The organism is Rhodococcus sp. PvR099 (genome assembly GCF_017833315.1).
Taxonomy (GTDB): Bacteria; Actinomycetota; Actinomycetes; order Mycobacteriales; family Mycobacteriaceae; genus Rhodococcus_G; species Rhodococcus_G oryzae.
The window spans coordinates 5085417-5111142 of sequence record NZ_JAFIBV010000001.1; the positions used below are offsets into that span (position 1 = coordinate 5085417).

23 protein-coding genes are annotated in these 25726 nt (G+C 68.5%); 15 read left to right on the plus strand and 8 right to left on the minus strand.

Annotation, left to right across the window (positions count from 1 at the left end; genetic code table 11):
- The first annotated feature begins 58 nt into the window (after positions 1-58).
- From JOE46_RS23715 to JOE46_RS23725, 3 genes are all read left to right on the plus strand, one after another.
- Positions 59-4018, plus strand: a complete 3960-nt coding sequence (locus JOE46_RS23715; RefSeq protein ID WP_097210964.1) for a DNA-directed RNA polymerase subunit beta' — start codon at positions 59-61, stop codon at positions 4016-4018.
- 120 nt (positions 4019-4138) lie between these two features.
- Complete coding sequence (locus JOE46_RS23720) at positions 4139-4342, plus strand: hypothetical protein (RefSeq protein WP_077040743.1); 204 nt, start codon at positions 4139-4141, stop codon at positions 4340-4342.
- 149 nt (positions 4343-4491) lie between these two features.
- Positions 4492-6162 (plus strand): 4Fe-4S binding protein, encoded by a 1671-nt coding sequence (locus JOE46_RS23725; RefSeq protein WP_097210965.1) that lies wholly within the window; start codon positions 4492-4494, stop codon positions 6160-6162.
- An 18-nt stretch (positions 6163-6180) separates the two neighbouring features.
- Here the strand turns inward: JOE46_RS23725 and JOE46_RS23730 are convergent, their stop codons facing one another.
- Positions 6181-6939 (minus strand): acyl-[acyl-carrier-protein] thioesterase, encoded by a 759-nt coding sequence (locus JOE46_RS23730; RefSeq protein WP_097210966.1) that lies wholly within the window; start codon positions 6937-6939, stop codon positions 6181-6183.
- A gap of 137 nt (positions 6940-7076) precedes the next feature.
- On the opposite strand from JOE46_RS23730, the gene JOE46_RS23735 reads away from it, so the two are divergent.
- Positions 7077-8042, plus strand: a complete 966-nt coding sequence (locus JOE46_RS23735) for an NADPH:quinone oxidoreductase family protein (RefSeq protein WP_209928658.1) — start codon at positions 7077-7079, stop codon at positions 8040-8042.
- Between the two features lie 10 nt (positions 8043-8052).
- On the opposite strand, the gene JOE46_RS23740 is transcribed toward JOE46_RS23735, so the two are convergent.
- On the minus strand, positions 8053-8541 hold the full coding sequence (locus JOE46_RS23740) for a histidine phosphatase family protein (RefSeq protein ID WP_097210968.1): 489 nt from the start codon (positions 8539-8541) through the stop codon (positions 8053-8055).
- A 211-nt stretch (positions 8542-8752) separates the two neighbouring features.
- On the opposite strand from JOE46_RS23740, the gene JOE46_RS23745 reads away from it, so the two are divergent.
- A complete protein-coding gene (locus JOE46_RS23745) occupies positions 8753-9169 on the plus strand; it encodes a MarR family winged helix-turn-helix transcriptional regulator (RefSeq protein ID WP_077043522.1) in 417 nt (138 codons plus the stop codon).
- Positions 9166-10689, plus strand: coding sequence for a DHA2 family efflux MFS transporter permease subunit (locus JOE46_RS23750; RefSeq protein ID WP_097210969.1), 1524 nt, complete (start codon positions 9166-9168; stop codon positions 10687-10689). Before JOE46_RS23745 ends, JOE46_RS23750 begins: the two co-directional genes overlap by 4 nt.
- A gap of 132 nt (positions 10690-10821) precedes the next feature.
- Here the strand turns inward: JOE46_RS23750 and JOE46_RS23755 are convergent, their stop codons facing one another.
- A complete protein-coding gene (locus JOE46_RS23755) occupies positions 10822-10962 on the minus strand; it encodes a hypothetical protein (RefSeq protein ID WP_179800488.1) in 141 nt (46 codons plus the stop codon).
- Positions 10963-11241: 279 nt separating this feature from the next.
- On the opposite strand from JOE46_RS23755, the gene JOE46_RS23760 reads away from it, so the two are divergent.
- Positions 11242-12360 (plus strand): LLM class flavin-dependent oxidoreductase, encoded by a 1119-nt coding sequence (locus JOE46_RS23760; protein WP_097210970.1) that lies wholly within the window; start codon positions 11242-11244, stop codon positions 12358-12360.
- Positions 12347-12820 carry a MarR family winged helix-turn-helix transcriptional regulator gene (locus tag JOE46_RS23765; RefSeq protein ID WP_209928660.1) on the plus strand — a complete coding sequence of 158 codons (474 nt, stop codon included), beginning with the start codon at positions 12347-12349 and terminating at the stop codon, positions 12818-12820. Before JOE46_RS23760 ends, JOE46_RS23765 begins: the two co-directional genes overlap by 14 nt.
- Here JOE46_RS23765 and JOE46_RS23770 read toward each other — a convergent pair whose 3' ends face one another.
- Positions 12821-13759, minus strand: a complete 939-nt coding sequence (locus JOE46_RS23770; protein WP_209928662.1) for an FAD-dependent oxidoreductase — start codon at positions 13757-13759, stop codon at positions 12821-12823.
- The gene (locus tag JOE46_RS23775; RefSeq protein ID WP_209928664.1) at positions 13756-14193 is read right to left on the minus strand and encodes a PaaI family thioesterase; all 438 of its coding nucleotides are present in this window, start codon (positions 14191-14193) and stop codon (positions 13756-13758) included. Before JOE46_RS23775 ends, JOE46_RS23770 begins: the two co-directional genes overlap by 4 nt.
- 191 nt (positions 14194-14384) lie before the next feature.
- Here JOE46_RS23775 and JOE46_RS23780 point away from each other — a divergent pair, with 191 nt between their 5' ends.
- Positions 14385-14774: a hypothetical protein gene (locus JOE46_RS23780; protein WP_209928666.1), complete on the plus strand. Its 390-nt coding sequence runs from the start codon at positions 14385-14387 to the stop codon at positions 14772-14774.
- A 24-nt stretch (positions 14775-14798) separates the two neighbouring features.
- On the opposite strand, the gene JOE46_RS23785 is transcribed toward JOE46_RS23780, so the two are convergent.
- Positions 14799-15422, minus strand: a complete 624-nt coding sequence (locus JOE46_RS23785) for a class I SAM-dependent methyltransferase (RefSeq protein WP_257017254.1) — start codon at positions 15420-15422, stop codon at positions 14799-14801.
- A 266-nt stretch (positions 15423-15688) separates the two neighbouring features.
- On the opposite strand from JOE46_RS23785, the gene JOE46_RS23790 reads away from it, so the two are divergent.
- Positions 15689-16933 carry an acyl-CoA dehydrogenase family protein gene (locus JOE46_RS23790; protein WP_097210976.1) on the plus strand — a complete coding sequence of 415 codons (1245 nt, stop codon included), beginning with the start codon at positions 15689-15691 and terminating at the stop codon, positions 16931-16933.
- Between the two features lie 77 nt (positions 16934-17010).
- Here the strand turns inward: JOE46_RS23790 and JOE46_RS23795 are convergent, their stop codons facing one another.
- On the minus strand, positions 17011-18087 hold the full coding sequence (locus JOE46_RS23795) for a class I SAM-dependent methyltransferase (protein ID WP_209928668.1): 1077 nt from the start codon (positions 18085-18087) through the stop codon (positions 17011-17013).
- Between the two features lie 115 nt (positions 18088-18202).
- Entirely contained in the window at positions 18203-18664 is a 462-nt protein-coding gene (locus tag JOE46_RS23800) for an SRPBCC family protein (RefSeq protein WP_097210978.1), read from the minus strand.
- Positions 18665-18779: 115 nt separating this feature from the next.
- Between JOE46_RS23800 and JOE46_RS23805 the strand changes: the two genes are divergently transcribed.
- The 5 genes from JOE46_RS23805 (at position 18780) to JOE46_RS23825 (ending at position 25716) form a co-directional block, all read left to right on the plus strand.
- Positions 18780-19262, plus strand: a complete 483-nt coding sequence (locus JOE46_RS23805) for a DUF309 domain-containing protein (protein WP_097210979.1) — start codon at positions 18780-18782, stop codon at positions 19260-19262.
- 1180 nt (positions 19263-20442) lie between these two features.
- Positions 20443-21237: a TIGR03084 family metal-binding protein gene (locus JOE46_RS23810; protein ID WP_209928670.1), complete on the plus strand. Its 795-nt coding sequence runs from the start codon at positions 20443-20445 to the stop codon at positions 21235-21237.
- Positions 21234-22976 carry an acyclic terpene utilization AtuA family protein gene (locus JOE46_RS23815; RefSeq protein WP_209928671.1) on the plus strand — a complete coding sequence of 581 codons (1743 nt, stop codon included), beginning with the start codon at positions 21234-21236 and terminating at the stop codon, positions 22974-22976. Before JOE46_RS23810 ends, JOE46_RS23815 begins: the two co-directional genes overlap by 4 nt.
- Complete coding sequence (locus tag JOE46_RS23820; protein WP_209928673.1) at positions 22973-24121, plus strand: acyl-CoA dehydrogenase family protein; 1149 nt, start codon at positions 22973-22975, stop codon at positions 24119-24121. Before JOE46_RS23815 ends, JOE46_RS23820 begins: the two co-directional genes overlap by 4 nt.
- Positions 24118-25716 carry an acyl-CoA carboxylase subunit beta gene (locus tag JOE46_RS23825; protein WP_097210982.1) on the plus strand — a complete coding sequence of 533 codons (1599 nt, stop codon included), beginning with the start codon at positions 24118-24120 and terminating at the stop codon, positions 25714-25716. Before JOE46_RS23820 ends, JOE46_RS23825 begins: the two co-directional genes overlap by 4 nt.
- Positions 25717-25726: the final 10 nt, after the last annotated feature.

The following is a 25726-nucleotide window of genomic DNA, read 5'->3' on the forward strand; positions in this document are numbered from 1 at the left end:
GCAGACAGGTAGGCGCTGAGAAGCGCACACCATAATCCCTCTGGGGAAAGGAAGTTACGTGCTCGACGTCAACTTCTTCGATGAACTCCGCATCGGCCTTGCCACCGCTGAGGACATCCGTCAGTGGTCGTTCGGCGAGGTCAAGAAGCCGGAGACCATCAACTACCGCACGCTCAAGCCCGAGAAGGACGGCCTCTTCTGCGAGAAGATCTTCGGCCCCACCCGGGACTGGGAGTGCTACTGCGGTAAGTACAAGCGCGTCCGCTTCAAGGGCATCATCTGTGAGCGCTGCGGCGTCGAGGTGACCCGCGCGAAGGTGCGCCGTGAGCGCATGGGCCACATCGAGCTCGCCGCTCCTGTGACCCACATCTGGTACTTCAAGGGCGTGCCGAGCCGTCTCGGTTACCTGCTGGACCTGGCGCCGAAGGATCTCGAGAAGATCATCTACTTCGCCGCCTACGTGATCGTCGCGGTCGACGACGAGCTCCGCCACAACGAGCTCTCCACCCTGCAGGCCGAGATGGAGGTCGAGAAGAAGTCCGTCGCCGACCAGCGCGACGCCGACCTCGAGGCCCGCGCACAGAAGCTCGAGTCGGACATCGCCGAGCTCGAGGCCGAGGGCGCCAAGTCCGACGTGCGCCGCAAGGTCAAGGACGGCGGCGAGCGCGAGATGCGTCAGCTCCGTGACCGGGCCCAGCGCGAGCTGGACCGGCTCGAGGAGATCTGGACGACCTTCACCAAGCTCGCCCCGAAGCAGCTCATCGTCGACGAGGGCCTCTACCGCGAGATGGTGGACCGCTACGGCGAGTACTTCACCGGCGCGATGGGCGCGGAGTCCATCCAGAAGCTGATGGAGAACTTCGACATCGACGCCGAGGCGGAGATCCTCCGGGAGACCATCCGCAGCGGCAAGGGTCAGAAGAAGCTGCGCGCGCTCAAGCGCCTCAAGGTCGTCGCGGCCTTCCAGTCCACCGGCAACTCGCCGATGGGCATGGTCCTCAACGCCGTGCCGGTGATCCCGCCGGAGCTGCGTCCGATGGTTCAGCTCGACGGTGGCCGGTTCGCCACCTCCGACCTGAACGACCTGTACCGCCGCGTGATCAACCGCAACAACCGCCTCAAGCGACTGATCGATCTCGGCGCGCCCGAGATCATCGTCAACAACGAGAAGCGGATGCTGCAGGAGTCCGTCGACGCGCTGTTCGACAACGGCCGTCGTGGACGTCCGGTCACCGGTCCGGGCAACCGCCCGCTGAAGTCCCTGAGCGACCTGCTCAAGGGCAAGCAGGGTCGTTTCCGTCAGAACCTGCTCGGCAAGCGCGTCGACTACTCGGGCCGTTCGGTCATCGTCGTCGGCCCGCAGCTCAAGCTGCACCAGTGCGGTCTGCCGAAGCTGATGGCTCTCGAGCTGTTCAAGCCGTTCGTGATGAAGCGCCTGGTGGACCTGAACCACGCGCAGAACATCAAGTCGGCCAAGCGCATGGTCGAGCGTCAGCGCGCTCAGGTGTGGGACGTCCTCGAAGAGGTCATCGCCGAGCACCCGGTGCTGCTGAACCGTGCACCCACGCTGCACCGCCTCGGCATCCAGGCCTTCGAGCCGCAGCTCGTCGAGGGCAAGGCCATCCAGCTGCACCCGCTGGTGTGTGAGGCCTTCAACGCCGACTTCGACGGTGACCAGATGGCCGTGCACCTCCCGCTGTCCGCGGAGGCGCAGGCCGAGGCCCGCATCCTGATGCTGTCCTCGAACAACATCCTGTCGCCCGCGTCGGGTCGCCCGCTCGCCATGCCGCGTCTGGACATGGTGACCGGTCTGTACCACCTGACCCGTCTGGACGAGGGTGTCGTCGGTGAGCTCGTCGCGGCAGGCAAGGATCGTCCCGAGGTCGGCGCCTACTCGTCGCCCGCCGAGGCGATCATGGCCGTCGATCGTGGCGCGCTGAAGGTCCAGGCCCAGATCAAGGTCCGCCTGACCACCCAGCGTCCGCCGCGCGAGCTCGAGGACGAGCTGTTCCCCGACGGCGGCTGGAACTACGGCGACGGCTGGATCGCCGAGACCACCCTGGGTCGCGTGCTCTTCAACGAGCTGCTCCCCGCGGACTACCCGTTCGTGAACGAGCAGATGCCGAAGAAGCGTCAGGCGACGATCATCAACGATCTCGCCGAGCGCTACCCGATGATCGTGGTCGCGCAGACCGTGGACAAGCTCAAGGACGCCGGCTTCTACTGGGCGACCCGTTCGGGCGTCACGGTCTCGATCTCCGACGTCCTTGTGCCGCCGAGCAAGTCCGAGATCATGGACAAGTTCGAGGGCCAGGCCGAGCAGATCGAGAAGAAGTACCAGCGCGGTGCCCTCAACCACACCGAGCGCAACAGCGCCCTGGTGAAGATCTGGTCCGAGGCCACCGACGAGGTCGGTAAGGCCATGGAGGCCTACTTCCCCGACGACAACCCGATCCCGATGATCGTGAAGTCCGGCGCCGCCGGCAACATGACGCAGGTTCGGTCGCTCGCCGGTATGAAGGGCCTGGTGACGAACCCGAAGGGTGAGTTCATCCCGCGTCCGATCAAGTCTTCCTTCAAGGAAGGCCTGACCGTTCTCGAGTACTTCATCAACACGCACGGCGCCCGTAAGGGTCTGGCAGATACCGCGCTGCGTACCGCCGACTCGGGTTACCTGACCCGTCGTCTGGTGGACGTCTCGCAGGACGTCATCGTTCGCGAGACGGACTGTGGCACCGAGCGCGGCATCGTCACCACGATCGCGGAGAAGCAGGCCGACGGCTCGCTGATCCGGGATGCACACGTGGAGACCAGCACCTACGCCCGCACGCTGGCCGCGGACGCGGTCGACGCCAACGGCACGGTCATCGTCGAGCGCGGCGCCGACCTGGGTGACCCGGCCATCGACGCACTGCTCGAGGCCGGCATCACCGATGTGAAGGTGCGCTCCGTGCTCACCTGCACCACCGGCACCGGCGTCTGCGCCACCTGCTACGGCCGCTCGATGGCGACCGGCAAGCTGGTGGACATCGGTGAGGCTGTCGGCATCGTCGCCGCCCAGTCCATCGGTGAGCCGGGTACCCAGCTGACCATGCGTACCTTCCACCAGGGTGGTGTCGCAGGCGAGGACATCACCGGTGGTCTGCCGCGTGTCCAGGAGCTGTTCGAGGCCCGCGTCCCCAAGGGCAAGGCCCCGATCGCCGACGTCACCGGACGGGTGCAGCTCGAGGACGGCGACCGCTTCTACAAGATCACCATCGTCCCGGACGATGGCGGCGAAGAGGTCGTCTACGACAAGCTGTCCAAGCGTCAGCGTCTGCGCGTCTTCAAGCACGACGACGGTTCCGAGCGCCTGCTGGCGGACGGTGACCACGTCGAGGTCGGCCAGCAGCTCATGGAGGGCGCTGCCGATCCGCACGAGGTGCTGCGCGTCATGGGCCCGCGTCAGGTGCAGATCCACCTGGTCAACGAGGTTCAGGAGGTGTACCGGAGCCAGGGTGTGTCGATCCACGACAAGCACATCGAGACGATCGTTCGTCAGATGCTGCGTCGCGTGACGATCATCGACTCCGGCGCCACCGAGTTCCTGCCCGGTTCGCTCACCGAGCGTTCCGAGTTCGAGGCGGCCAACCGTCGCGTCGTCGCCGAGGGTGGTGAGCCCGCAGCCGGTCGTCCGGTGCTCATGGGCATCACCAAGGCCTCGCTGGCGACCGATTCGTGGCTGTCGGCGGCGTCCTTCCAGGAGACCACTCGCGTGCTGACCGATGCGGCCATCAACTGCCGCTCGGACAAGCTGATCGGTCTCAAGGAGAACGTCATCATCGGCAAGCTGATCCCTGCCGGTACGGGCATCAACCGTTACCGGAACATCCAGGTTCAGCCGACCGAAGAGGCGCGCGCCGCGGCCTACGCCGTGCCGTCGTACGACGATCAGTACTACAGCCCCGAAGGCTTCGGCACCGGGACCGGAGCTGCTGTTCCGCTCGACGACTACGGCTTCAGCACCGATTACCGGTAAGCGCTTCTTGCGCCTGTGAAACGGCCCCCGCCCCCAGCAATGGGTGCGGGGGCCGTTTCGCGTCTACTGTTGGAGGGACATTCCCCGGCATCGGTTCGGGCGACCACCACGGAGGATTCGATGGCAGGCAAGGGTATCGACCGCTCGAAGGCGCAGTCGGCGCTCGAGGTGGTCCGCGAGAATCCGGCGATCTCGTTGGTTGCTGCTGCGCCCGCGATCGTGATCTTCGGGGTGGCCTGGTGGCTGCTCGGCTTCGGCTGGGCGCTGATCCTGGCGATCCTGCTCGGCGTGGCCGTGGTGGCGGGCAAGAAGTTCCTCGGCTGACCCGCCGACAGGTCCATCGGGGCGCCCGCGACCTGCCCGAATCCGGTCGGGAGCGGGGCAGCGCGGCTATCCTCTGATCCTCTGTGACTTTGCTCGCACCAGCCGGGTATTGTCGCAGGAACAGGTTCTAGTTTTGGAGGAGGCCGACAGTGGCGTTCGTGATCACCCAGCCTTGTTGCAACGACGCTAGCTGCACCGAGGTGTGCCCGGTGGACTGCATCCATCCGACGCCGGACGAGCGCGGATTCAGGTCGACCGAGATGCTCTACATCGATCCGGAGACCTGCATCGACTGCGGGCTCTGCGTCGATGCGTGCCCGGTGGACGCGATCTTCCGCGACGACGACCTGCCCGAGGCGATGGCGCGGTACTCGAAGATCAACGCCGACTACTTCGCGGGCACCGAGATCGAGTACGCGGATCCCGCCCCCTCGCTGAAGTTCCCCAAGACCGACCAGGAACCCTTCCGCGTCGCGATCGTCGGCGCCGGGCCGTCCGGCTTCTACGCCGCCCGCGAGCTGCTCTCCTTCAAGCGCTCGGGCATCGAGGTCGACATGTTCGACCGCCTGCCGACGCCGTGGGGCCTGGTGCGCGCGGGCGTGGCGCCCGACCACCCGGAGACCAAGGCGGTCACCGACGTGTTCGCGGAGGTCTCGCGGCGTCCCGGCTTCCGGCTGCACCTGAACGTGGAGGTCGGCAAGCACCTCACGCACGAGGACCTGATGGAGCACCACCACGCGGTGCTCTACACGGTCGGTGCGCCCAGCGACCGGCACCTCGGCATCCCCGGTGAGGACCTTCCCGGCAGCCTCGCCGCCACCGAGTTCGTCGCCTGGTACAACGGACACCCCGAGTACGCGGACCACACCTTCGACCTGTCCGGCACGCGCGCGGTCATCGTCGGCAACGGCAACGTCGCGCTCGACGTGGCCCGTCTCCTGGTCACCGACCCGGACAAGCTGGCCCGCACCGACATGGCCGAGCACGCGGTGGAAGCGCTGCGCGGCAGCGCCGTCCGCGAGGTCGTGGTGCTGGGCAGGCGCGGACCCGTCCAGGCGGCCTTCACCAGCCCGGAGCTGCTGGCCCTCGGACAGATGCCCGACGTGGACGTGATCGTCGACCCGGCCGAGCTCGAGCTCGACAGCCACAGCGCGGCCGAGGTCGCGGAGAACCCGGCCAAGCGGCTGAAGATGGAGATCCTGCGCGAGTACGCGGAGCGTCCCCTTGCCGGCCACGTGAAGCGGATCGTGCTGCGGTTCCTGGCCTCGCCCGTCGAGATCCAGGGCGACGACCACGTCAGCGGGGTTGTGGTGGCGCGCAACGAGATGGTCGAGGGCCCGGACGGCACGCTGCGGGCGAGCAGCACAGATCAGACCGAATTGCTCGAGACCCGCATGGTGCTGCGCTCGGTCGGCTACCGGGGCGTGCCGGTCGCGGACCTGCCGTTCGACGACGCGCGCGGCACGATCGCGAACGTCGCAGGCCGGGTCACCTACCCGGAGTCCGGCGAGCCGATGCCGGGCACCTACACCGCAGGCTGGATCAAGCGCGGGCCCTCCGGCGTGATCGGCACCAACCGGCAGTGCGCGCACGACACCATCGCGCTGGTCATCGAGGACCTCGCCGCGGACCGGCTGCCCGCGCCGAAGGGCGACCGCGAGGCGCTCGAGGCGCTGCTGGCGGACCGTCAGCCCGAGGCGCTGGACTGGGCGGGGTGGAAGGCGATCGACGCCCGCGAGCGCGAGCTCGGCAAGGCGTCCGGTCGGCCGCGGGTCAAGCTGCTCGACCTCGCCGAGATGGTGGCGATCGCCAAGAAGTAGGGGCCGCCGGTCGGCGGCTCAGTAGTGGTCGATGCCCGAGACCCGGGCAACGGCCCTCACTTCGCCGCCGACCAGGAACCACAGGCTCATCGACTCGGCGTCCTGCGTGGCGCGGACGTGGACGTCCTCGCCTCCGGTGATGGGCGCGTTGTATTCGAGAACGGCGCGGTGCGGGCCGGCGAGCAGGTCGGGCCGGGCCACGAGGTGGTCCTCGACGGCGTGCCAGTATGCCGCGTTGTTCACGTGGCCCATCGGGTCCAGGTCGGTCGAGCGCAGGTGGAATCGGGCGTCGGTGCCGTCGTCCTCCGGCGGCGGCCCGCCGAGCCACGGGCGCCATTTGAGTCGGTGCTCGTCGGTGGTCCGCGACAGCAGGGCGATGCCCTTGTCGCTGATCCGGGTCGGCATCCCGGTGTCGGGGCTGATGTTGATCCAGAAGCCCTCGGTCTCGATCAGCGCGCCCTTCTCGCTGGTGAGCTGCACTCGCATCGCCGACCAGCGGGTCGACAGGCCGGAACACCAGCGGCGCAGATGGATCCGGTCCGGCCACAGTGCGGGGCGGACGACGTCGATCACGGTTCGCCGCACGATCCACAGCGGGTCGAGATCGGCGAGTTCGGAGGCGTCCAGGTTGTCGGACCCGATGTCCTGCAGGTACCGGGTGATGCCGTCGAGCCGGAGCCGGTTGTCAGGAGCGACGTCGCCCGTACGGACCGGCCACGAGGTGGCGAACCCCAGCCCGTCGGCGGGGGGAACGGCGAGCGGCTGATCGAAGTCCAAGACTGCGCTCCTCTGCGGTGATCACCGGCGTGACGCGAACAGTATCTTTCCCGCGCAGGCGCGGCGAGACAAGGACTAGCGTCAGGGCGTCGGATCGCAGAAGAGATTGCGATGGCGCGCGAACACGGAGGTCTGTGGTGAAAGCAGTTGTGGTCTCGGAGTTGACCGGGCCCGCAGGGATGGCCCTGCAGGAGGTGCCCGAGCCGGACGCGACGGGCAAGGTGCTGATCGACGTGCGCGCGACAGGGGTGTGCTTCCCGGACCTGCTCATCAGCTACGGCAAGTACCAGCTGCGGCCGGAGCCGCCCTTCGTCCCCGGCGCCGAGGTGGCCGGGGTGGTGGTGTCCGCTCCGGACGACAGCGGCTTCGCGGTCGGGGACCGCGTGCTGGCGATGTCCGATCTCGGTGGCTACGCGGAGCGCGTCGCGATCGCGGCCTCCCGGGTGATGCCGATACCGGCCGATCTGAGCTTCGAGGAGGCTGCCTCGCTCATCATCAACTATCAGACGATGGAGTTCGCGCTGTCCCGGCGAGCGGGCCTGGTGGCGGGCGAGACGGTGGTGGTGCTCGGTGCCGCGGGCGGTGTCGGCACCGCGGCCATCCAGTTGGCGAAGGCACACGGCGCGAAGGTGATCGCGGTGGTCCGACGGGCGGGGGCCGACGAGTTCCTCCGCGAACTCGGCGCGGACGAGGTGGTGGCGCTCGACGAGGGCTGGGCAGCCCGGGTGGGCGAGCTGACCGAGAACCGCGGCGCGAACGTGGTGGTCGATCCGGTCGGCGGCGACGCCTTCGACGATGCCGTCCGGGTGCTGGCGCCGGAGGGCCGGCTGCTGGTGATCGGGTTCGCGGGCGGCGGTATCCCGTCCGTGAAGGTGAACCGGGTGCTGTTCCGCAACATCAGCATCGTGGGCGCCGCCTGGGGTGAGTTCCTGCGCACCGACCCCTCGGCGCTGGCGCGCACCCATGCGGACCTCACCGAACTGGTGGGGAAGGGCCTGCGGCCGCTGGTCAAGGCCCGGTATCCACTCGCCGACGCGGCCCGCGCGCTGGCGGACCTCGAGGCCGGTCAGGTGCTCGGCAAGGCGGTGCTCGTCCGCGAGTAGCGGGCCTCGCTCAGCGCGGGATGTGGAAGTCGGTCAGGCGCGCGCGTGAGACGAGGAGGTCGGCCCAGGACCCCGTCACCGCCAGGGTCGCCATGGCCGAGGTCGGGAAGCGGTCCGCGATCCGTTCGGCGAGCGGGCCGCCCGGATCGAGCGCGAGTGCCGTGTCCGGGATGCCGGGCTCGTGCCCCACGACGAGCAGGGTCCGCACGGCCGCGTCGGTACTCGCGATCTCGCGCAGCACCTCGGCGGCACTCGCCCCGTAGAGCGTGTCGGCGTAGCGGGCGGGAGCGTCGATGCCGCTGGCCGCGAGGGTGAGCCTGGTCCTGGTGGCGGTGGAGCAGAGCACGGCGTCGACCGGGGGCTGGGTCAGGCGGATCCAGTCGCCCGCCAGCCCGGCCTCGCGTTGCCCGCGCGGCGCGAGCGGACGCTCGTGGTCGGCCACGCCGTCGGGGTAGGCGGACTTGCCGTGTCGGAGCAGGATCAGAACCTTCGAGGGCATGTCCCGACAGAGCGAGCCGGTCGGCGGCCGGAAATTCGATTGCCCGGCGACCTGAGACCGTGGTCGGATCTCTCTGCGGGCGCTCGAGCCTCGGCGGCGGACGTGATGCCCTTCACATTAATATCGTTTGGGCAATAGTTGCGCGATCGCTACTATTGCACGAGTGGCCGCTTCCCCCGAAGACCTGTATCAGGCGCTCGACGAGTTCATCATGCGGCTGCTGGGGGTGGGGGAGTCGGAGTCCATGGACAAGCTGATCGCCGTGGACCTGTCGTTCTCGCAGGTGCGAACTCTGTTCATGCTGGCGCAGCACGGCAAGCCGGTTGCGATCAACGAGGTGGCAGAGCGGCTGCGCCTGTCCGTCGCGGCCGCGGGTCGCAACATCGACCAACTGGTCAATCAGGGTCTGGTGGAGCGCCGCGAGGATCCGAAGGACCGCCGCATCAAGAGGATCTCGTTGTCGGAGGCCGGTCGAGCCATCGCCTCCGGCCACATCGACAGCAAGAAGGGCGAGCTGCGAGCGTTCGCGGCCCGCCTCTCGGACTCGGACCGTGACCGGCTGTACGAGTCGCTCAAACCCATTCTCGCGGGAGATGTTCTGCGAGCCAATTGTCAGGAGAACCCATGACGACGCCGACACCTCCGGGCGCCCCCGCGGCCTCGGACAAGATCGACGGCGCAGTTCTGAAGATCGCCAGCGTGGTGGTGATCGGTGCCATCATGTCGATCCTCGATGTGACGGTCGTGAGCGTGGCGCTGCCGACGTTCATGTCCGAGTTCAACGCGACCTACGCAACCGTCGCCTGGACCATGACCGCGTACACCCTGGCCCTGGCGACCGTCATCCCCGTGACGGGGTGGGCGGCTGACCGGTTCGGCACCAAGCGCCTCTACATGACGGCGCTGGTGCTGTTCGTCGGCGCCTCGGTGCTGTGCTCTATGGCATGGAACATCGAGTCGCTGATCGGCTTCCGGGTCCTGCAGGGCCTCGGCGGCGGCATGCTGATGCCGTTGGGCATGACGATCATGACCAAGGCCGCGGGTCCCCACCGCGTCGGCCGCGTCATGGCCGTGCTGGGCATCCCGATGATGCTCGGACCCATCTGCGGACCCATCCTGGGTGGCTGGCTGATCGAGAGCGCCAGCTGGCACTGGATCTTCCTGATCAACCTGCCGATCGGCATCATCGCCCTGACCGCCGCGTTCGTGCTGCTGCCCAAGGACAACCCGAGCCCGTCCGAGTCCTTCGACTTCCTCGGCATGCTGCTGCTCTCGCCCGGTCTCGCGCTGTTCCTGTTCGGCGTCTCCTCGATCCCGGAGACCGGCACCGTTGCGGCCACTCGGGTGCTGGTCCCCGCTGTGATCGGCCTGGCGCTGGTGATCGGCTTCGTGTTCCACGCGCTCCGCGCCGACCACCCACTGATCGACCTGCACCTGTTCCAGAACCGCAAGCTCACCATCGCGGTCATCACGTCGACGATGTTCGTGATCGCGTTCATGGGTGCCGGCCTGCTGTTCCCGAGCTACTTCCTGCAGGTTCGCGGTGAGACCACCCTCACGGCCGGTCTGCTGCTGGCCCCGCAGGGCATCGGCGCGATGCTCACGATGCCGTTGGCGGGCACTCTCGTCGACAAGATCGGTCCCGGAAAGATCGTGTTGTGCGGCCTCTCCCTGATCGCCGCAGGCATGGCGGTGTTCACCCAGGTCGGTGCCGACACCTCGTACGTCGTGCTCCTCGGTGCCCTGTTCGTGATGGGCCTGGGCATGGGCGGCACCATGATGCCGATCATGACGGCGGCGATGCAGACGCTGACCAACGAGACCGTTGCCCGCGGTTCGACGCTGATGAACATCGTCCAGCAGGTCGCAGGCTCGGTCGGTACCGCGACCATGTCGGTGGTGCTCACCAACCAGATGCTGTCGCGCCCGCTCGCCGGACCGGCCATCGCGGCCGGGCAGGATCCCTCGATCGCGGAGCAGATGCCGCCCGGAGCGGTGGAGCAGGGCCTGGACGCCGCTGCGGACGCGTTCGGCAACACCTTCACGGTGGCGCTGGTGCTGCTCCTGCTGACCCTGATCCCGGCGTTCCTGCTGCCGAGGAGCAAGCCCGCGGCCCCGGTCGACGCGACCCAGGTGATGGCTCACTGAGTTACTCGCTGAGTTAGAGGGCAACTCGACTCTCACGACGATGGCCCGCACTCCCGAGGGGGAGTGCGGGCCATCGTCGTTTGGTACCCCAGGCCCCAGGCCCCAGGCCCTAGGTCGCGGCCGCTGGGCGGATCAGGACTCGAATCCGGCTGCGCCGCCGCCGTTCGCGCCGCCACCGGCGCCGCCGCCGATGGTGCCGCCGAGCGAGCCGCTGTCGAACTGGCCACCGAACATCGAGGAGAACAGGGACGAGAAGAGGGCAGAGAAGGACATGAGTACTCCTGTCGCGTGGTGAGCGACGCCGGTCGGCGTCGAGTCCCATTGGTACGCCGGACACCCCGCCGATCGGTGCGAGTGACGGCGGATTAGGGGGTGAATAGGGGATCCCGATCGGGGCAGGCCTGCGGCTGCCCCGGTTGGCCCGACATCCCCTATCCGCCGCGCCCGGGGGTGCTGTGCGGGGGCGGAATACCCCGGACCCCGACGCGGTTGGAAATTCATGCAAACGCATTGAAATAGCGGACGTGTTCAATCCAGCTCGAGGGAGTCACCATGCAGATCGGAATCTTCAGCGTCGGCGACGTCACGCCTGACCCCACCACGGGGCGGGCGCCGACCGAGCACGAGCGCATCAAGGCGATGACGACCATCGCCAAGCACGCGGAGGATGTGGGCCTCGACGTCTTCGCGACAGGCGAGCACCACAACCCGCCGTTCGTGCCGTCCTCCCCGACGACCATGCTCGGATTCCTCGCCGCCAAGACCGAGAACCTGATCCTGTCCACCTCGACGACCCTGATCACCACCAACGACCCGGTGAAGATCGCCGAGGACTACGCGATGCTGCAGCATCTCGCCGACGGCCGCGTCGACCTGATGATGGGCCGCGGCAACACCGCGCCCGTGTACCCCTGGTTCGGCAAGGACATCCGCGAGGGGATCCCGCTCGCGCTGGAGAACTACCAGCTGCTGCGTCGGTTGTGGGACGAGGACGTGGTGAACTGGCAGGGCCGGTTCCGCACCCCGCTGGAGGGTTTCACCTCCACGCCGCGTCCGCTCGACGGGATCGCGCCGTTCGTCTGGCACGGCTCGATCCGCAGCCCGGAGATCGCCGAGATCGCCGCGTTCCACGGCGACGGCTTCTTCGCGAACAACATCTTCTGGCCCAAGGAGCACTACATCGCGCTGATCAACCTGTACCGCGAGCGGTTCGAGCACTACGGGCACGGCAGTGCCGACCAGGCCATCGTCGGCCTCGGTGGGCAGGTGTTCATGCGCAAGAACTCGCAGGACGCGGTCGCGGAGTTCCGGCCCTACTTCGACAACGCGCCGGTCTACGGTCACGGACCCTCGCTGGAGGATTTCACCGAGCAGACCCCGCTGACCGTCGGCACGCCCGAGCAGGTGATCGAGAAGACGCTGGCCTTCGCGGACTATTTCGGTGACTACCAGCGCCAGCTGTTCCTGGTCGACCACGCGGGCCTGCCGCTGAAGACGGTGCTCGAGCAGCTCGACCTCCTCGGCTCCGAGGTCGCCCCGGTGCTGCGCCGCGAGTTCGCGGCCCGGCGCCCGGCCCACGTGCCGGAGAACCCGCCGACGCACGCGAGCCTGCTGGCGCAGCGGAACGGTCGCGTCGGCACCCTCGAGGCGTCGACCGATGCCGCCCACTGAACCGCCCGTCGGCGGGCGGCCGCGCAGCACCACCGAGCTGGCCGCCGACGCGTGGGAGGCGTTGTTCCGTGCCCAGGTGGCGCTGATGCGGCGGTTCGAGTCGGCCGACGCGTGGGATCCCCTCGGCCGCCGCGAGTACGACGTGTTGTTCACCCTCAGCCGCTGCCCGGACAGACGGGCCCGGCTGCACGAGCTGAACCGGGAGATCCTGTTGACCCAGCCGTCCCTCAGCCGCATGGTCGAGCGTCTCGAGCAGGCCGGGCTGCTGGACCGGCTGCCGGATCCGCACGACCGGCGGGGCACGATCGTGGCGCTCACGGAGCAGGGGCGAGCCATGCAGCGCAGCATCGGCAGGCGGCACGCCGCGCAGATCCGGCGCCACGTCGGCACCGCGCTCGACCGAGAGGAGCTCGCGGAGCTCGAGCGGTTGACGACGAAACTGCGACTGGCGCAACAGTAGTCAGGCTCGGCCCGCCAGGGCGGCCACCTCCCGAGCGCAGCCCCAGGAGAGGGTCACCCCGGCGCCGCCGTGCCCGTAACAGCAGATGATCCGGCGCGCGCCGGGGAGCGCCTCCAGTCGCACCGAGGGCCTGGTCGGACGAAGGCCGACGCCGCGGGAGAGGATCGGCGCGCCCCGCAGCTCGGGCACCAGGTCGTAGCACCGCTCGAGGATCGCGCGTTCGGTCTCGGGATCGACGGCGGTGTCGAAGGATCCGGGCTCGGCGGTGCCGCCGCACACCACGTCCTCGAAGCGCGGCACCACGTAGGTCATCCCGGCCGGGTTGTCGTCGTCGATCAGCCAGTCGGTCAGCCCGGGGTTGGCCACGCGCACCACCTGGCCGCGCAGCGGGATCAGCGGGGCGTCCCCGGTCAGTGCGGCCGACCGCAGGCCGGCCGCGAGCACGATCAGCTCCCCGGTGACCTCCGCTAGGTCGTCGACCCGCCTCCTGATCACCCGCACGCCCGTGGCTTCGCACCGGCGGGCCAGCCACGGCAGGTAACGGCCCATGTCGATCACCGGGACCGTGCAGCGCACCCCGCTCGTCACGCCGGACGACAATTCCTCGCCCGGGATCACCCGATGTCCAGGCACCGCCGGGGTCCACCAGCGGTCCGGCGCAGTGGACCGCTCGAGCACCGTGCCGGTTCGCAGGGCCACGCCTGCCGAGGAGTCCGCTGCGAGGCCGACGAACGCCGCCGCGGACTCGGTCGACCAGCGCAGCACGGCGTCGGCGGGTGCCGCCTCGTAGGGGAACCAGATCGCCGCGGCGACCGCGGAGGTCGTCTCCGCTATCGGATCGGCCGTCAGGACGGTGACGTCGTGGCCTGCCCGCGCGAGTTCGAGTGCGCAGGTCAGCCCGGTCACACCGCCGCCGATCACGGTGGCCTCGGTGCTCATGAGGAGGTGATGGTCCGGCCGAGGTCGATGACCGAGGCTGTGCCCTGGGCGGCGGCGCAGAGCACCGGCCCGTTCTCGGTGTCCGCATAGATCTCGCAGCGGCACAGTGCCTGCCTGCGGCCCGAACTCACCGCCGTCGCCTCCGCGCGCAATGCGGTCCCCATCGCGGGACGGAGGTAGGTGATGGTGAACCCGGAGGTCACGATGCTCGGCCCCAGCACGCTGCCCGCCGCGAAGGTGAGCGCGTTGTCCGCCGCGTAGGACAGCACACCGCCGTGCACGAACCCGTGCTGCTGCAGCAGTTCCGGGCGGATCGGGATCGTGAGGGTGGCGGCGCCGTCGGTGAAGGCGGTCAACCGGGCACCGACCAGGGTGCTGAACGGCTGCGCGGCCAGGGTTTCCGCGGCCTCGTCGAGAGAAAGGGTCACGAGCAATCACTCCCGGTGTCGGTGACGAATCACATGTGGTGCGTGAATGCGATGGTGCCACGTCGACGGCTCCCCGGTTCGCCGGGAAAAGTCGGGGAATACCCGTATCCCGCGCAACGGCGAGGCACACGGACAGTGTCGGTGGCCCGCGTTACCGTCGTAGAGACGCCACACCGGAAGACGGAAGAAGGCGCAAGATGGGCACTGTATCCGGTCCCACACACCAGCCAGGCGAGCCCGTGGATTCGGGCGACTCGGAGCACGCCGGGGAATGGCACTTCTATGCGGTGGTCGGAACCACCGTGCAGGGTAGGCACACCCTGGCCAGGTTCGGACCGCGGCCGAGCGCGCTCGACGCGCTCCGGCTCGCGATCCACGCCGTCAACCACACGGCGTTCTCGCTGCTCGAGCAGGGCGTGAACGGCGACCCGTGTGCCGACATCCGCCTGCTGGAGCGGCTACCGATCACGGAGTTCACCATCGAGCGCCACCACCGCACGACGCGGGTGGCCGATCGGCGCTGGGCGCTGACCGGGCGTAAGCACCATCGGAAGACCAGCAGGCGAGACCGGCCCGCAGTGGCCTGACGGCGCGGTCGACGCCCGACCACCTCATGACCGGGCGAGGTGGAACCAGCGCGGGTTCCCCCGTCGGACCGGTCGCGGCAGCGCCCCGCTGTCCGCGGCGTCGGAGATCAGCCGCCACCCGGCGAACGTACGCTCCACCTCGGCGCGGTCCGTGCCGCGGGGGAGTGGTCCCCGTCGGCCGGGGCCGAAGGCGAACATCAGCAGACTCGCCCCTGGCTCGGTGATCCGGGTGAGCTCGTCGGCGTAGTGGTCCCGCTCGCAGGCGGTGAGACCGTGAAAGCACCCGATGTCGAGCACGAATCGATATCCGCGGCCGACCGACTTCTCGAGTTCGGTGACATCGCCGAGCACGAATGTCACCTCGACCCCGGCCTCCTCGGCCCGCGCCCGGGCCCGGGTCACCGCCAGCGGCACGGCGTCGATTCCGGTCACCTGCCAGCCGCGACGGGCCAATTCGATGGCGTGGGAGCCGGTACCGCACCCCGCGTCGAGGGCTTTCCCAGGCGGTCCCGCCTGCGCGTCCCGGCTGTCGAGGAACGCGGTCAGCTGCGCGCCGATCGACTGGCCCGCCCACTCCCACGGCGTGAGGCCGAGCCGGTAGGCCAGCCGGTACCAGGTGATCACGCCCGCCCTCTCGGCTGTCCCCACGCGTCGACGATCGGCACGTCGGGTTCGACTCGGGGTTCGGCCATCGTGGATCCTCTCGCCGGTGCCAGTGTGCTCCCCGGAAAATCGGTCTGTCCAGGGTCGACGGTCGTGCCCGCGGTCGCCATCGGGTCCTGGCGCATGCGGCAGGATGCTGTCAGAAAACAAGAACGTGTTCTATATTTGGGGGTGAGTGTCCGCGCAGTCGCGGCGCCGTCTTCGCGTGCCGCACGTTGCGCACGATCCGCCGATCAATGGGAGTTCCCGACATGTACGAGTGGTCTGACACCGACCTGATGTTCCGCGACGCCCTGCGTGGCTTCATCGAGAAGGAGATCAAGCCGCACGTCGACAAGCTCGAGAGCGGCGAGCTGCCCCCGTTCGAGATCATCCGGAAGATGTACTCGACCTTCGGCATGGACGAGATGGCGAGCGAGGCGCTCGAGAAGGCCTTCGCGAAGGAGGAAGCGCGCGAGCGCGGCGAGACCGTCCCCGAGTCCGGCGAGAAGGGCGGCGGCTTCAGCGGCGCAGGCAGCATGGGCGTCATCCTCAACAGCGAACTCGCGGGCGTGAGCCTCGGCCTGGTCGCGTCGATGGGCGTGAGCCTCGGCCTGACGGTCGGCACGCTGCGCAGCCGCGGCACGCTGGCACAGAAGAAGCGCTGGCTGCCCGAGCTCGTCACGATGGAGAAGGTCGGCGCGTGGGCGATCACCGAACCCGACTCCGGTTCGGATGCGTTCGGCGGCATGAAGTCCTACGTCCGGCGCGACGGGGACGACTACATCCTCAACGGCCAGAAGACGTTCATCACCAACGGCCCGTACGCAGACGTGACCATCGTGTACGCCAAGCTCGACGAGGGCGACTCCTCCGTGGACCGCCGTGACCGCAAGGTGCTCGGCTTCGTGCTCGACAAGGGCATGGAGGGCTTCACCCAGAGCCCGCCGTTCAAGAAGATGGGCATGAACTCCTCGCCCACCGGCGAGCTGTTCTTCGACAACGTGCGGATCAGCAAGGACCGGCTGCTCGGCGAGACCGAGAACCCGGCAAAGGGCGACGGCAAGGAGAGTGCCAAGGAGTCCTTCGCGGCCGAGCGAATCGGCATCGCCTCCCTCGCGCTCGGCATCATCAACGAGTGCCACCGGCTGTGCATCGACTACGCCAAGACCCGCAAGTTGTGGGGCAAGGAGATCGCTCAGTTCCAGCTCATCCAGCTCAAGCTGGCCGAGATGGAGGTCGCCCGGATCAATGTGCAGAACATGGTGTTCAACGCGATCGAGCGCACCGCCGCAGGCAACAAGGTGACCCTCGCCGAGGCATCGGCGATGAAGCTGTACTCCTCGCGGGCCGCCACCGAGGTCGCCATGGAGGCCGTTCAGCTGTTCGGCGGTAACGGCTACATGGCCGAGTACAAGGTGGAGCAGCTCGCGCGTGACGCGAAGTCGCTGATGATCTACGCGGGTAGCAACGAGATCCAGGTGACGCACATCGCGAAGGGCCTGCTCAGCGCCTGACCCAGCGCCGCAACGGCGAACTCTCTCCGATTCTTCCTCGCCGCCGTCACCGATCTCCGGTGGCGGCGGCGAGGTCGTCAGGCCGTCAGTTGGTAGAAGCGCCAGAACCCGAAGCCGTCGATCGGGAGTATCTCGAATCCTGTGAATCCCGCCTCGAACGCATAGCCGCGCAGCGTGTCCGGGCGCATGACGGTTCCGGTGGCGGCGGTGGGCCGGTGGCTCATGCCGTCCGGCAGGCAGATCAGCAGGCTGAAGCCGTACATCAGTCGCTCGGTCTCGTCGCCGGGAGGGTCGAAGGAGCCGGCGACCGCCTCGTCCATGATGACAACGCGGCCCCCGGGGACCAGCGACTGCCTGGCAGCGGCGAGCACCCCGACGGGATCGGGCATGTCGTGCACGCACTCGAAGGCGAACACGCAGCGGAAGGTGGACGCGGGTAGCCGGGCGGCATCGCCGCAGTGGAAGGAGACGCGGGACGCGACGTCCGGGTTCGCGTCGCCGTTGCGCGAGGCCAGCCGCGCCGAGGCCGCGTCGATGTCGAGCCCGTCCACGGTGGCAGCCGGGTACGCCCTGGCGAGTGCGATCGTCGACCAGCCGCCGCCGCAGCCCAGGTCGGCGATCCGGGTGCCCGGCTCGCGAAGCAGCGCGTCCAGGTCGGGAACCGACCGCAGGGCCTCCGGCAGGGCCCGCTCGTACCAGGGGCGGTTCATCTCGGCCTGCGATTCGCGGGCGTCGGCTCCGTACTGTGCCCAGCCGACCCCTCCGCCGGAGCGATACGCCTCGAGCAGCGCGGGCATCTGTTCGGCCGCGGCGCAGAGCATCCGGGCCAGCGGCGCGAGGTAGGCGAGGCTGGACCCGTCGGTGAGCACCTCCGCCGCCGCAGGCGGCAACGTGAATCGTCGGGGTCCGTCGGAATCGACCTCGATCAGACCGGTGACGGCCTGTTGCTCCAGCCATTCCCGCGCGTACCGAGGGTGGGTGTCGGTGCGGGCGGCGAGTTCTTCCGGCGTCGCCGGGCCGTCGACCCGCAGACTCCGGTACCAGCCGAGGCGGTCGCCGAGGTGGATGGACAGCAGATCGACGGTGCCGAGTGCGGCCTCGACGAGGCGTTGGGCGAGAGCGTCGGCCTCGGCGACCGGTTGCGTTGTGGACATGAGCCCCCTCCCGCGTCTCGGAGACGACGGATGCGTCCCTCCCGGACCATCGTCGTCCGAGCGTGGCGCGCTGTCACCGTTCGTTCGCCGGGTGAAGCACGCGACGGAGGTGGGATCACCCGGTGGCGCCGGTGCGCGCAAGCTCCTCGACCCGGCGACGCAGGGTGGACTCGGTGTGCTTGATGGCCGTTCCGACGATCGGCTCGACGATCTTCGCGAGCACCTTGCCTGCGAGTCCGCCCGGCAGCGAGTACTCGAAGTCCACCGTCATCTCGGTGGTGTCGTCGCTCGCCGGAGCGAATCGCCACGTCGACGAGTTCGAGATCCCGTCGACCGAGGCCAGCGTGATCAGCCGGTCCTGCTCCCACTCGGTGATCGTGACCCTGGAGTTCATGGCCTTGGGGCCGAGCTGCATGGTGGCGTCGAAGGTGGCCCCGAGTCCCTGGGTCTGCTCGCCGACCGGCTCGAACCGGGTCACCCCGAACATCCACGCCGGCACATTCTTGTAGTCGTCCACATAGGAGAAGCCGGCGTGCACCGGAACCTTCGCGACCGCGGTGATGTGAATGGTGCCCATGTCTCTCCTCGTACCGATGTCGGCCCTGTCGGCCTACGTAGACGGTACTAGCTTTCACAGTTACCTGGACAGGGGTTCGGCTGTGAGTTCCATCGGCTTCACTACAGTTGGAGGCATGCAGCAGCGTGAACGGGACGGCCGGGGCAGGCCGCTCAATGCGCGCCCCCGCGACGGGTTGGGGAGGCCGTTGCCGCGCGGCGCCGAGGGCGTCGCGCGGGTGCAGGAGGAGTTCCTGCTGACCCCTGCGGAGGCGATTGTCGAGGCCCAGCGCCTGCTGGACGAGGGCATGCCGTTCCATGCACACGAGGTGCTCGAGGGTTCGTGGAAGGCGGCGCCGGATTCCGAACGCGAGCTCTGGCAGGGGCTTGCGCAGCTCGCGGTGGGCCTGACGCATCTGTTGCGCGGCAATATCGTCGGCGCCCAGTCGCTGCTGCGTCGCGGCCAGGACCGGATCCGTGGGTTCGAGACGGACGCTCCGCACGGTCTCGATGTCGCCGGCCTGGTGGCCTGGTCGCAGGGCGTGCTGGACGGGCTGGCGGGCGCGGGTTCGGAGATCCCGGTGCCGAGCACACCACGGCTGCTGCGCCGGGGGTGTTGACCGGGTCGCCCGGCTGGTGCGCGGGTCCGCGCGCTCAACGCGCAGACCCGCGCGTGTCGATCAGGGGAAGGTGCTGCCGACGTTCCCGGTGCTGCTGCCGACAAACTTTCCGTCGGTGGTGGTCTCGGCGGGGCCGACGAGGCCCAACAGGGTGGCGATCAACGCGCTCAGGTTCATAGCTTCGGCTCCTGGTGATTTCTCATGTGCTGGAGATGCGCCCTCGGACCGGGCGCGCGTCCAGTTCTACCGCACGCGCCGCGGGCGTGGGTTCGATTCCGCAATCCACCTCCGCTGCGCCGAAATGCGTTGCTGTGGAGTGAATTCGACATCGAAATGATCGACCCCGGGCAGCACTGTGGGGGCCGCCGAGTCGCCGGCAGCCCCCACAGTGTGCTCACATGACTACTCGCTGGAGCCGCCACCCGAGGTCTCCGAGGACCCGAGGATGCCGAAGACGGTGCTGAGGGCGCCGAAGAGGGTGGAGAGTTCGGACGAAGACGGCATGAGTGCTCCCTGTTTTCTCGATGGTGATGCGCCGAGAATTGCGCGCGTGTTGTAGTTCTACCGCACGAGATCTCGGTCAGGTCACAAACCGGCAACTGTCGTGACCTACATCTCATTTCTTTGGGTTCAGCCTCGTCCAATGGGGCGCCGGTGTTAGCGGATCAGCTGCCGATCGGGAGCTCGATGCCGAAGGGCAGGCCGATGATGATGCCGGCGAAGATGTCCTGCGCCGGCAGGGAGAACAGGGTCGGTAAGTCGAACGCGGGCATAGATGTCTCCTCGTGTCGATGGATGGAAAGTGCACCCCAGAGCTCGGCGCGCACCAGTTCTACCGCACGGGATGCCTCCGGTGTAGCGGAATCGGATGACCATTCTTTGGCGTAATCGATTGTGGCGCAAAGGGGTTCGTGGATCGTATGTCCGTCGGTGCGCAGGGTGGGGCGGCGGGGTGCGGCAGCCGCGAATCGCCGAGGGGTGGCGGCCGGCCACAAGCAAACTGGACGCTCGCCTTGCTTTCCGAGCATCAAACCCCATCGGCGCGCGCAGGGTGCGAGAATCGCGGGAAAATCTCTGGGCGTTCATGACGGGCAGGCTGGGAGCCAATAACAAGCAAGCGTGCTTGATTTTTATGGCTCGCGGTGTGATGCTGGTCGCAGCACTTCTCAAGGGAGCATTCATGGCCGATCTGGGTACCACCATCGGGGACCTGCGGGTGGAGGGTGATCAGCTCGACGCGCTGGTCGCGAGCCTGACCGACGAACAATGGGCGGGCCCGACGCCCGCCAAGGGCTGGTCGATCGCCCACCAGATAGGGCACCTGGCCTGGACCGATCGCGCCTCGCTGATGGCGGTCATCGATCCAGAGGCCTTCGCCGAGTCGCTGGCCGAGGCATGGAAGAACCCCCTCGGTTTCGTCGACGAGGCCGCCGAGATCGAGGCCGCCCGGCCGCCCGCCGAACTGTTGGCGGACTGGCGCACCGGTCGGTCCACACTGGCCGAAGCGCTCGCTGCGGTGCCGAGCGGTACCAAGCTGCCCTGGTATGGCCCGCCGATGAGTGCGATGTCGATGGCCACCGCCCGGCTGATGGAGACCTGGGCGCATGGGCAGGACGTCGCCGCGGCGCTCGGCGTCGACGTCCCGCCGACCAACCGCCTGCGCAGCATCGCCCATCTCGGTGTGCGCACCCGTGACTTCGCGTACGCGGTGAACGAACTGACCCCGCCCGCGGGGGAGTTCCGGTTCGAGCTGACGGCCCCTGAGGGCGACGAGGTCTGGACCTGGGGCCCCGAAGACGCCGCGCAGCGCGTCACCGGCCCCGCCGCGGACTTCTGCCTGCTGGTCACCCAGCGAGCGAACCCGGCGGATCTGGACCTGACCGCGGTGGGACCCGATGCCACCGCGTGGATCGCAATCGCCCAGGTCTTCGCCGGTCCTCCCGGCGCGGGCCGTGACCCGAAGGTGGACGCATGACAAACCCGGTCCGGATCGGAAACTGTTCCGGCTTCTACGGAGACCGCATCTCGGCGATGCGCGAGATGCTCGAGGGCGGCGAACTCGACTACCTCACCGGCGACTACCTCGCCGAGCTGACGATGCTGATCCTCGGTCGCGACCGGATGAAGGATCCCTCCCGGGGATATGCCAAGACGTTCCTCCGCCAGGCCGAGGACTGCCTGGGGCTGGCGCTGGACAAGGGCGTCAAGATCGTCGCCAATGCGGGAGGGCTGAATCCGGGCGGGCTGGCGCGGGCGCTGCGCGAGGTGAACGAGCGGCTCGGTCTCGGCGCGGTCATCGCCCATGTCGAGGGCGATGACCTGATCGCCAGGGCGGCGGAGTTGGGGCTCGCCGGTGCGTCGGGCGCGCCCGCTCCGCTGACCGCCAACGCCTATCTCGGCGCGTGGGGCATAGTCGAATGCCTCGGCGCGGGCGCGGATGTCGTGGTCACCGGCCGGGTCACCGACGCGTCGGTGATCGTCGGACCCGCGGCGGCGCACTTCGGCTGGGAGCGAACGGATTTCGATCAGCTGGCCGGAGCAGTCGCGGCCGGGCACGTGATCGAGTGCGGCACGCAGGCGACCGGGGGCAACTACTCCTTCTTCACCGAGATCGCCGACATGGGGCGACCCGGATTCCCGATCGCGGAGATCCACGCGGACGGATCCTCGGTCATCACCAAGCACGCGGGCACCGGGGGTGCGGTCAGCGTCGGCACCGTCACCGCTCAGCTGCTCTACGAGATCACCGGCGGCCGCTATGCCGGACCGGACGTCACCACCCGGATGGATTCCCTCGAACTCTCCTCCGACGGACCCGACCGGGTCCGCATCAGCGGGGTGCGGGGTGAGGCGCCGCCGCCGACGCTGAAGGTCTCCCTCAACGCCCTGGCCGGGTTCCGCAACGAGTTCACGATGATCCTCACCGGCCTGGACATCGCGGCGAAGGCCGAGCTCGCCCGCACGCAGTTCGAGGCGTGGATGACCACGAAGCCGGCCGAGATGACGTGGACCCTCGCGCGCACCGACCACCCGGATGCGGACACCGAGGAGACGGCGAGCGCGTTGCTGCGCTGCGTCGTTCGCGATCCGGATCCGAACGTCGTCGGTCGAGCCTTCTCGTCGGTGTCGGTCGAGCTCGCGCTGGCCAGCTACCCGGGCTTCAGCCTGACGGCGCCGCCGTCGAACGGACAGCCGTACGCCGTGTTCACCCCCGGCTACGTCGACGCCGCCGAGGTGCCGCACACCGCGGTCCTGCCCGACGGCACCAGGATCCCGATCGCCCCGAGCGGGCCGACGCTGGAACTGGCGCCTGCGGCCGATCCCGAACTGCCGCAAGCATTGCCGACGACGCCGACGATCCGTGTCCCGCTCGGTACGATCGCGGCCGCCCGCAGTGGCGACAAGGGCGGCAACGCGAACGTCGGAGTCTGGGTTCGCACCGACGAACAGTGGCGCTGGCTGGCCAACACTCTCACGGTCGAGGAGCTCGGGCGGCTGCTCCCTGAGGCGGCGGGGCTGCCGGTGACTCGCCACCTGTTCCCGAAGCTGCGCGCGGTGAACTTCGTCATCGAGGGCATCCTCGGGGCGGGCGTCGCCTCGCAGGCCCGATTCGATCCGCAGGCCAAGGGCCTCGGGGAGTGGCTACGCGCCAGGCACATCGACATTCCGGAAGAACTTCTGCTCGGTAGCGAACCCCTGGGAGGAACACTGTGAGCGTGTGGACCACCGACGAGCGAAAGGCGTTGCGCGAGACGGTTCGCCGATTCGCCGAGCAGGACGTGCTGCCCCACCTCGACGAGTGGGAGCGACACGGCGAGCTGCCGCGTGAGCTGCACAAGAAGGCGGGCGCGCTCGGGTTGCTCGGCGCAGGGTTCCCCGAGTCGGTCGGCGGGTCCGGCGGCGACCTCGTCGACGCCGTGACCATCTGCGAGGAGATGCACTACGCGGGCGGGTCGGGTGGCCTGTTCGCCTCCCTGTTCACCTCGGGCATCGCGTTGCCGCACCTCGTCGCGGCCGGCGACGAGCGGCAGATCGACCGCTGGGTGCGGCCCACCCTCGCGGGCGAGCTGATCGGCTCACTGGCGATCACCGAGCCCGGTGGCGGCTCGGACGTGGGGCACCTGCGGACCAAGGCCGTTCGGGACGGCGACCACTTCGTCGTCAACGGGGCAAAGACGTTCATCACCTCCGGCTGCCGCGCCGACTTCGTGGTCACCGCGGTCCGCACCGGTGGGGAAGGGGCGGCCGGGGTGTCGCTTCTCGTCATCGAGAAGGGCACGCCCGGCTTCGAGGTCACGCGCAAGCTCGAGAAGATGGGCTGGCTGGCCTCAGACACCGCGGAGCTGTCCTTCGTGGACGCCCGGGTTCCTGCGGAGAACCTGGTCGGTGGCGAGAACAGCGGGTTCCAGCAGATCGCGCAGGCCTTCCTCACCGAACGGATCGCGCTTGCCGCCCAGGCGTACTCGAGCGCCAAGCGATGCCTGGACCTGACCCTGCAATGGTGCCGGGACCGGGAGACGTTCGGCAGGCCGCTGATCAGCAGGCAGCCGGTGCAGAACACCGTCACCGAGATGGCTCGTCGGGTCGACGTGGCGCGGGTGTACACCCGCGCCCTCGTCGAGCGCTCGCTGGAATCGGATCAGGATTTCATCGCCGAGGTCTGCTTCGCGAAGAACACCGCCGTTGAGGCGGGCGAGTGGGTGGCGAATCAGGCGGTGCAGTTGTTCGGCGGGCTCGGCTACATGCGGGAAAGCGAAGTCGAAAGGCAATACCGGGACATGCGAATCCTGGGGATCGGCGGTGGCACCACCGAGATCCTCACCGGATTGGCGGCAAAGCGATTGGGGTATCAGTCATGACGGTTCTCAGGTCCACCCTCGACACCGGGTCGGAGGTGTACGCGACCGCGGTGGAGACGATGAACGCCAAACTCGCCGAGCTCGAGACCGAGCACGCCAAGGCGCTGGCAGGCGGCGGTGAGAAGTACGTGGAGCGGCACCATAAGCGAGGCAAGCTGCTCGCCCGTGAGCGGATCGAGCTGCTGATCGATGCGGATTCGCCGTTCCTGGAGCTGTGCCCGCTCGCGGCGTGGGGAAGCGACTTCCCGGTCGGCGCGAGCACGGTGGTTGGCATCGGCGTCGTGGAGGGGATCGAGTGCCTGATCGTCGCGAACGACCCGACCGTCCGTGGCGGCACCAGCAACCCGTGGACGCTGCGGAAGGGCTTCCGGGCCAACGACATCGCGATGCAGAACCGACTGCCGGTGATCTCGCTCGTCGAGTCCGGTGGCGCGGACCTACCGACCCAGAAGGAGGTGTTCATCCCGGGCGGTCGGATGTTCCGCGACCTCACCCAGCTCTCCGCGGCCGGGATCCCCACGATCGCCCTGGTGTTCGGTAACTCGACCGCGGGTGGTGCCTACATCCCGGGCATGTCCGATCACGTGGTGATGATCAAGGAGCGCTCCAAGGTGTTCCTCGCCGGCCCACCGCTGGTGAAGATGGCCACCGGCGAGGAGTCGGACGACGAGTCGCTCGGCGGCGCCGAGATGCACGCGCGCAAGTCGGGTCTGGCCGACTACTTCGCCGTCGACGAGCAGGATGCGATCCGCATCGGCCGAAGCATCGTCAAGCGGTTGAACTGGAAGAAGGAGGGGCCGGCGCCCCGGGCCGAGGTGATCGAGCCGCTGGCGGACCCGGAGGAACTCCTCGGCATCGTCCCGGCGGACCTGAAGATCCCGTTCGACCCGCGCGAGGTGATCGCCCGCATCGTCGACGGATCCGATTTCGACGAGTTCAAGCCGATGTACGGCTCCTCGCTGGTCACCGGGTGGGCGGAGCTGCACGGCTACCCGGTCGGCATCCTCGCGAACGCCCGAGGCGTGTTGTTCAGCGAGGAGTCCCAGAAGGCCACCCAGTTCATCCAGTTGGCGAACCGTTCCAACACCCCTCTGCTGTTCCTGCACAACACGACCGGGTACATGGTCGGCAAGGAGTACGAGGAGGGCGGGATGATCAAGCACGGCTCGATGATGATCAACGCCGTGGCGAACTCGAAGGTGCCGCACATCTCGATCCTGCTCGGCGCCTCGTACGGAGCCGGCCACTACGGAATGTGCGGCAGGGCCTTCGATCCCCGATTCCTGTTCGCCTGGCCGAGTTCGAAGTCCGCGGTCATGGGTGGCGCACAGTTGGCGGGCGTCATCTCCATCGTCAGCAGGGCCTCCGCGGAGGCCCGCGGACAGGCGTTCGACGAGGAAGCCGACGCCGGCATCCGCGCCATGATCGAGAACCAGATCGAGGCCGAGTCGTTGCCGATGTTCCTGTCCGGCCGGCTGTACGACGACGGCGTCATCGATCCGCGTGACACCCGCACGGTGGTGGGAATGTGCCTTTCGGCCATTGCCTCCGCCCCGATCCAAGGCACCGAGAACTTCGGCGTCTTCCGCATGTGAGGCAGACCGT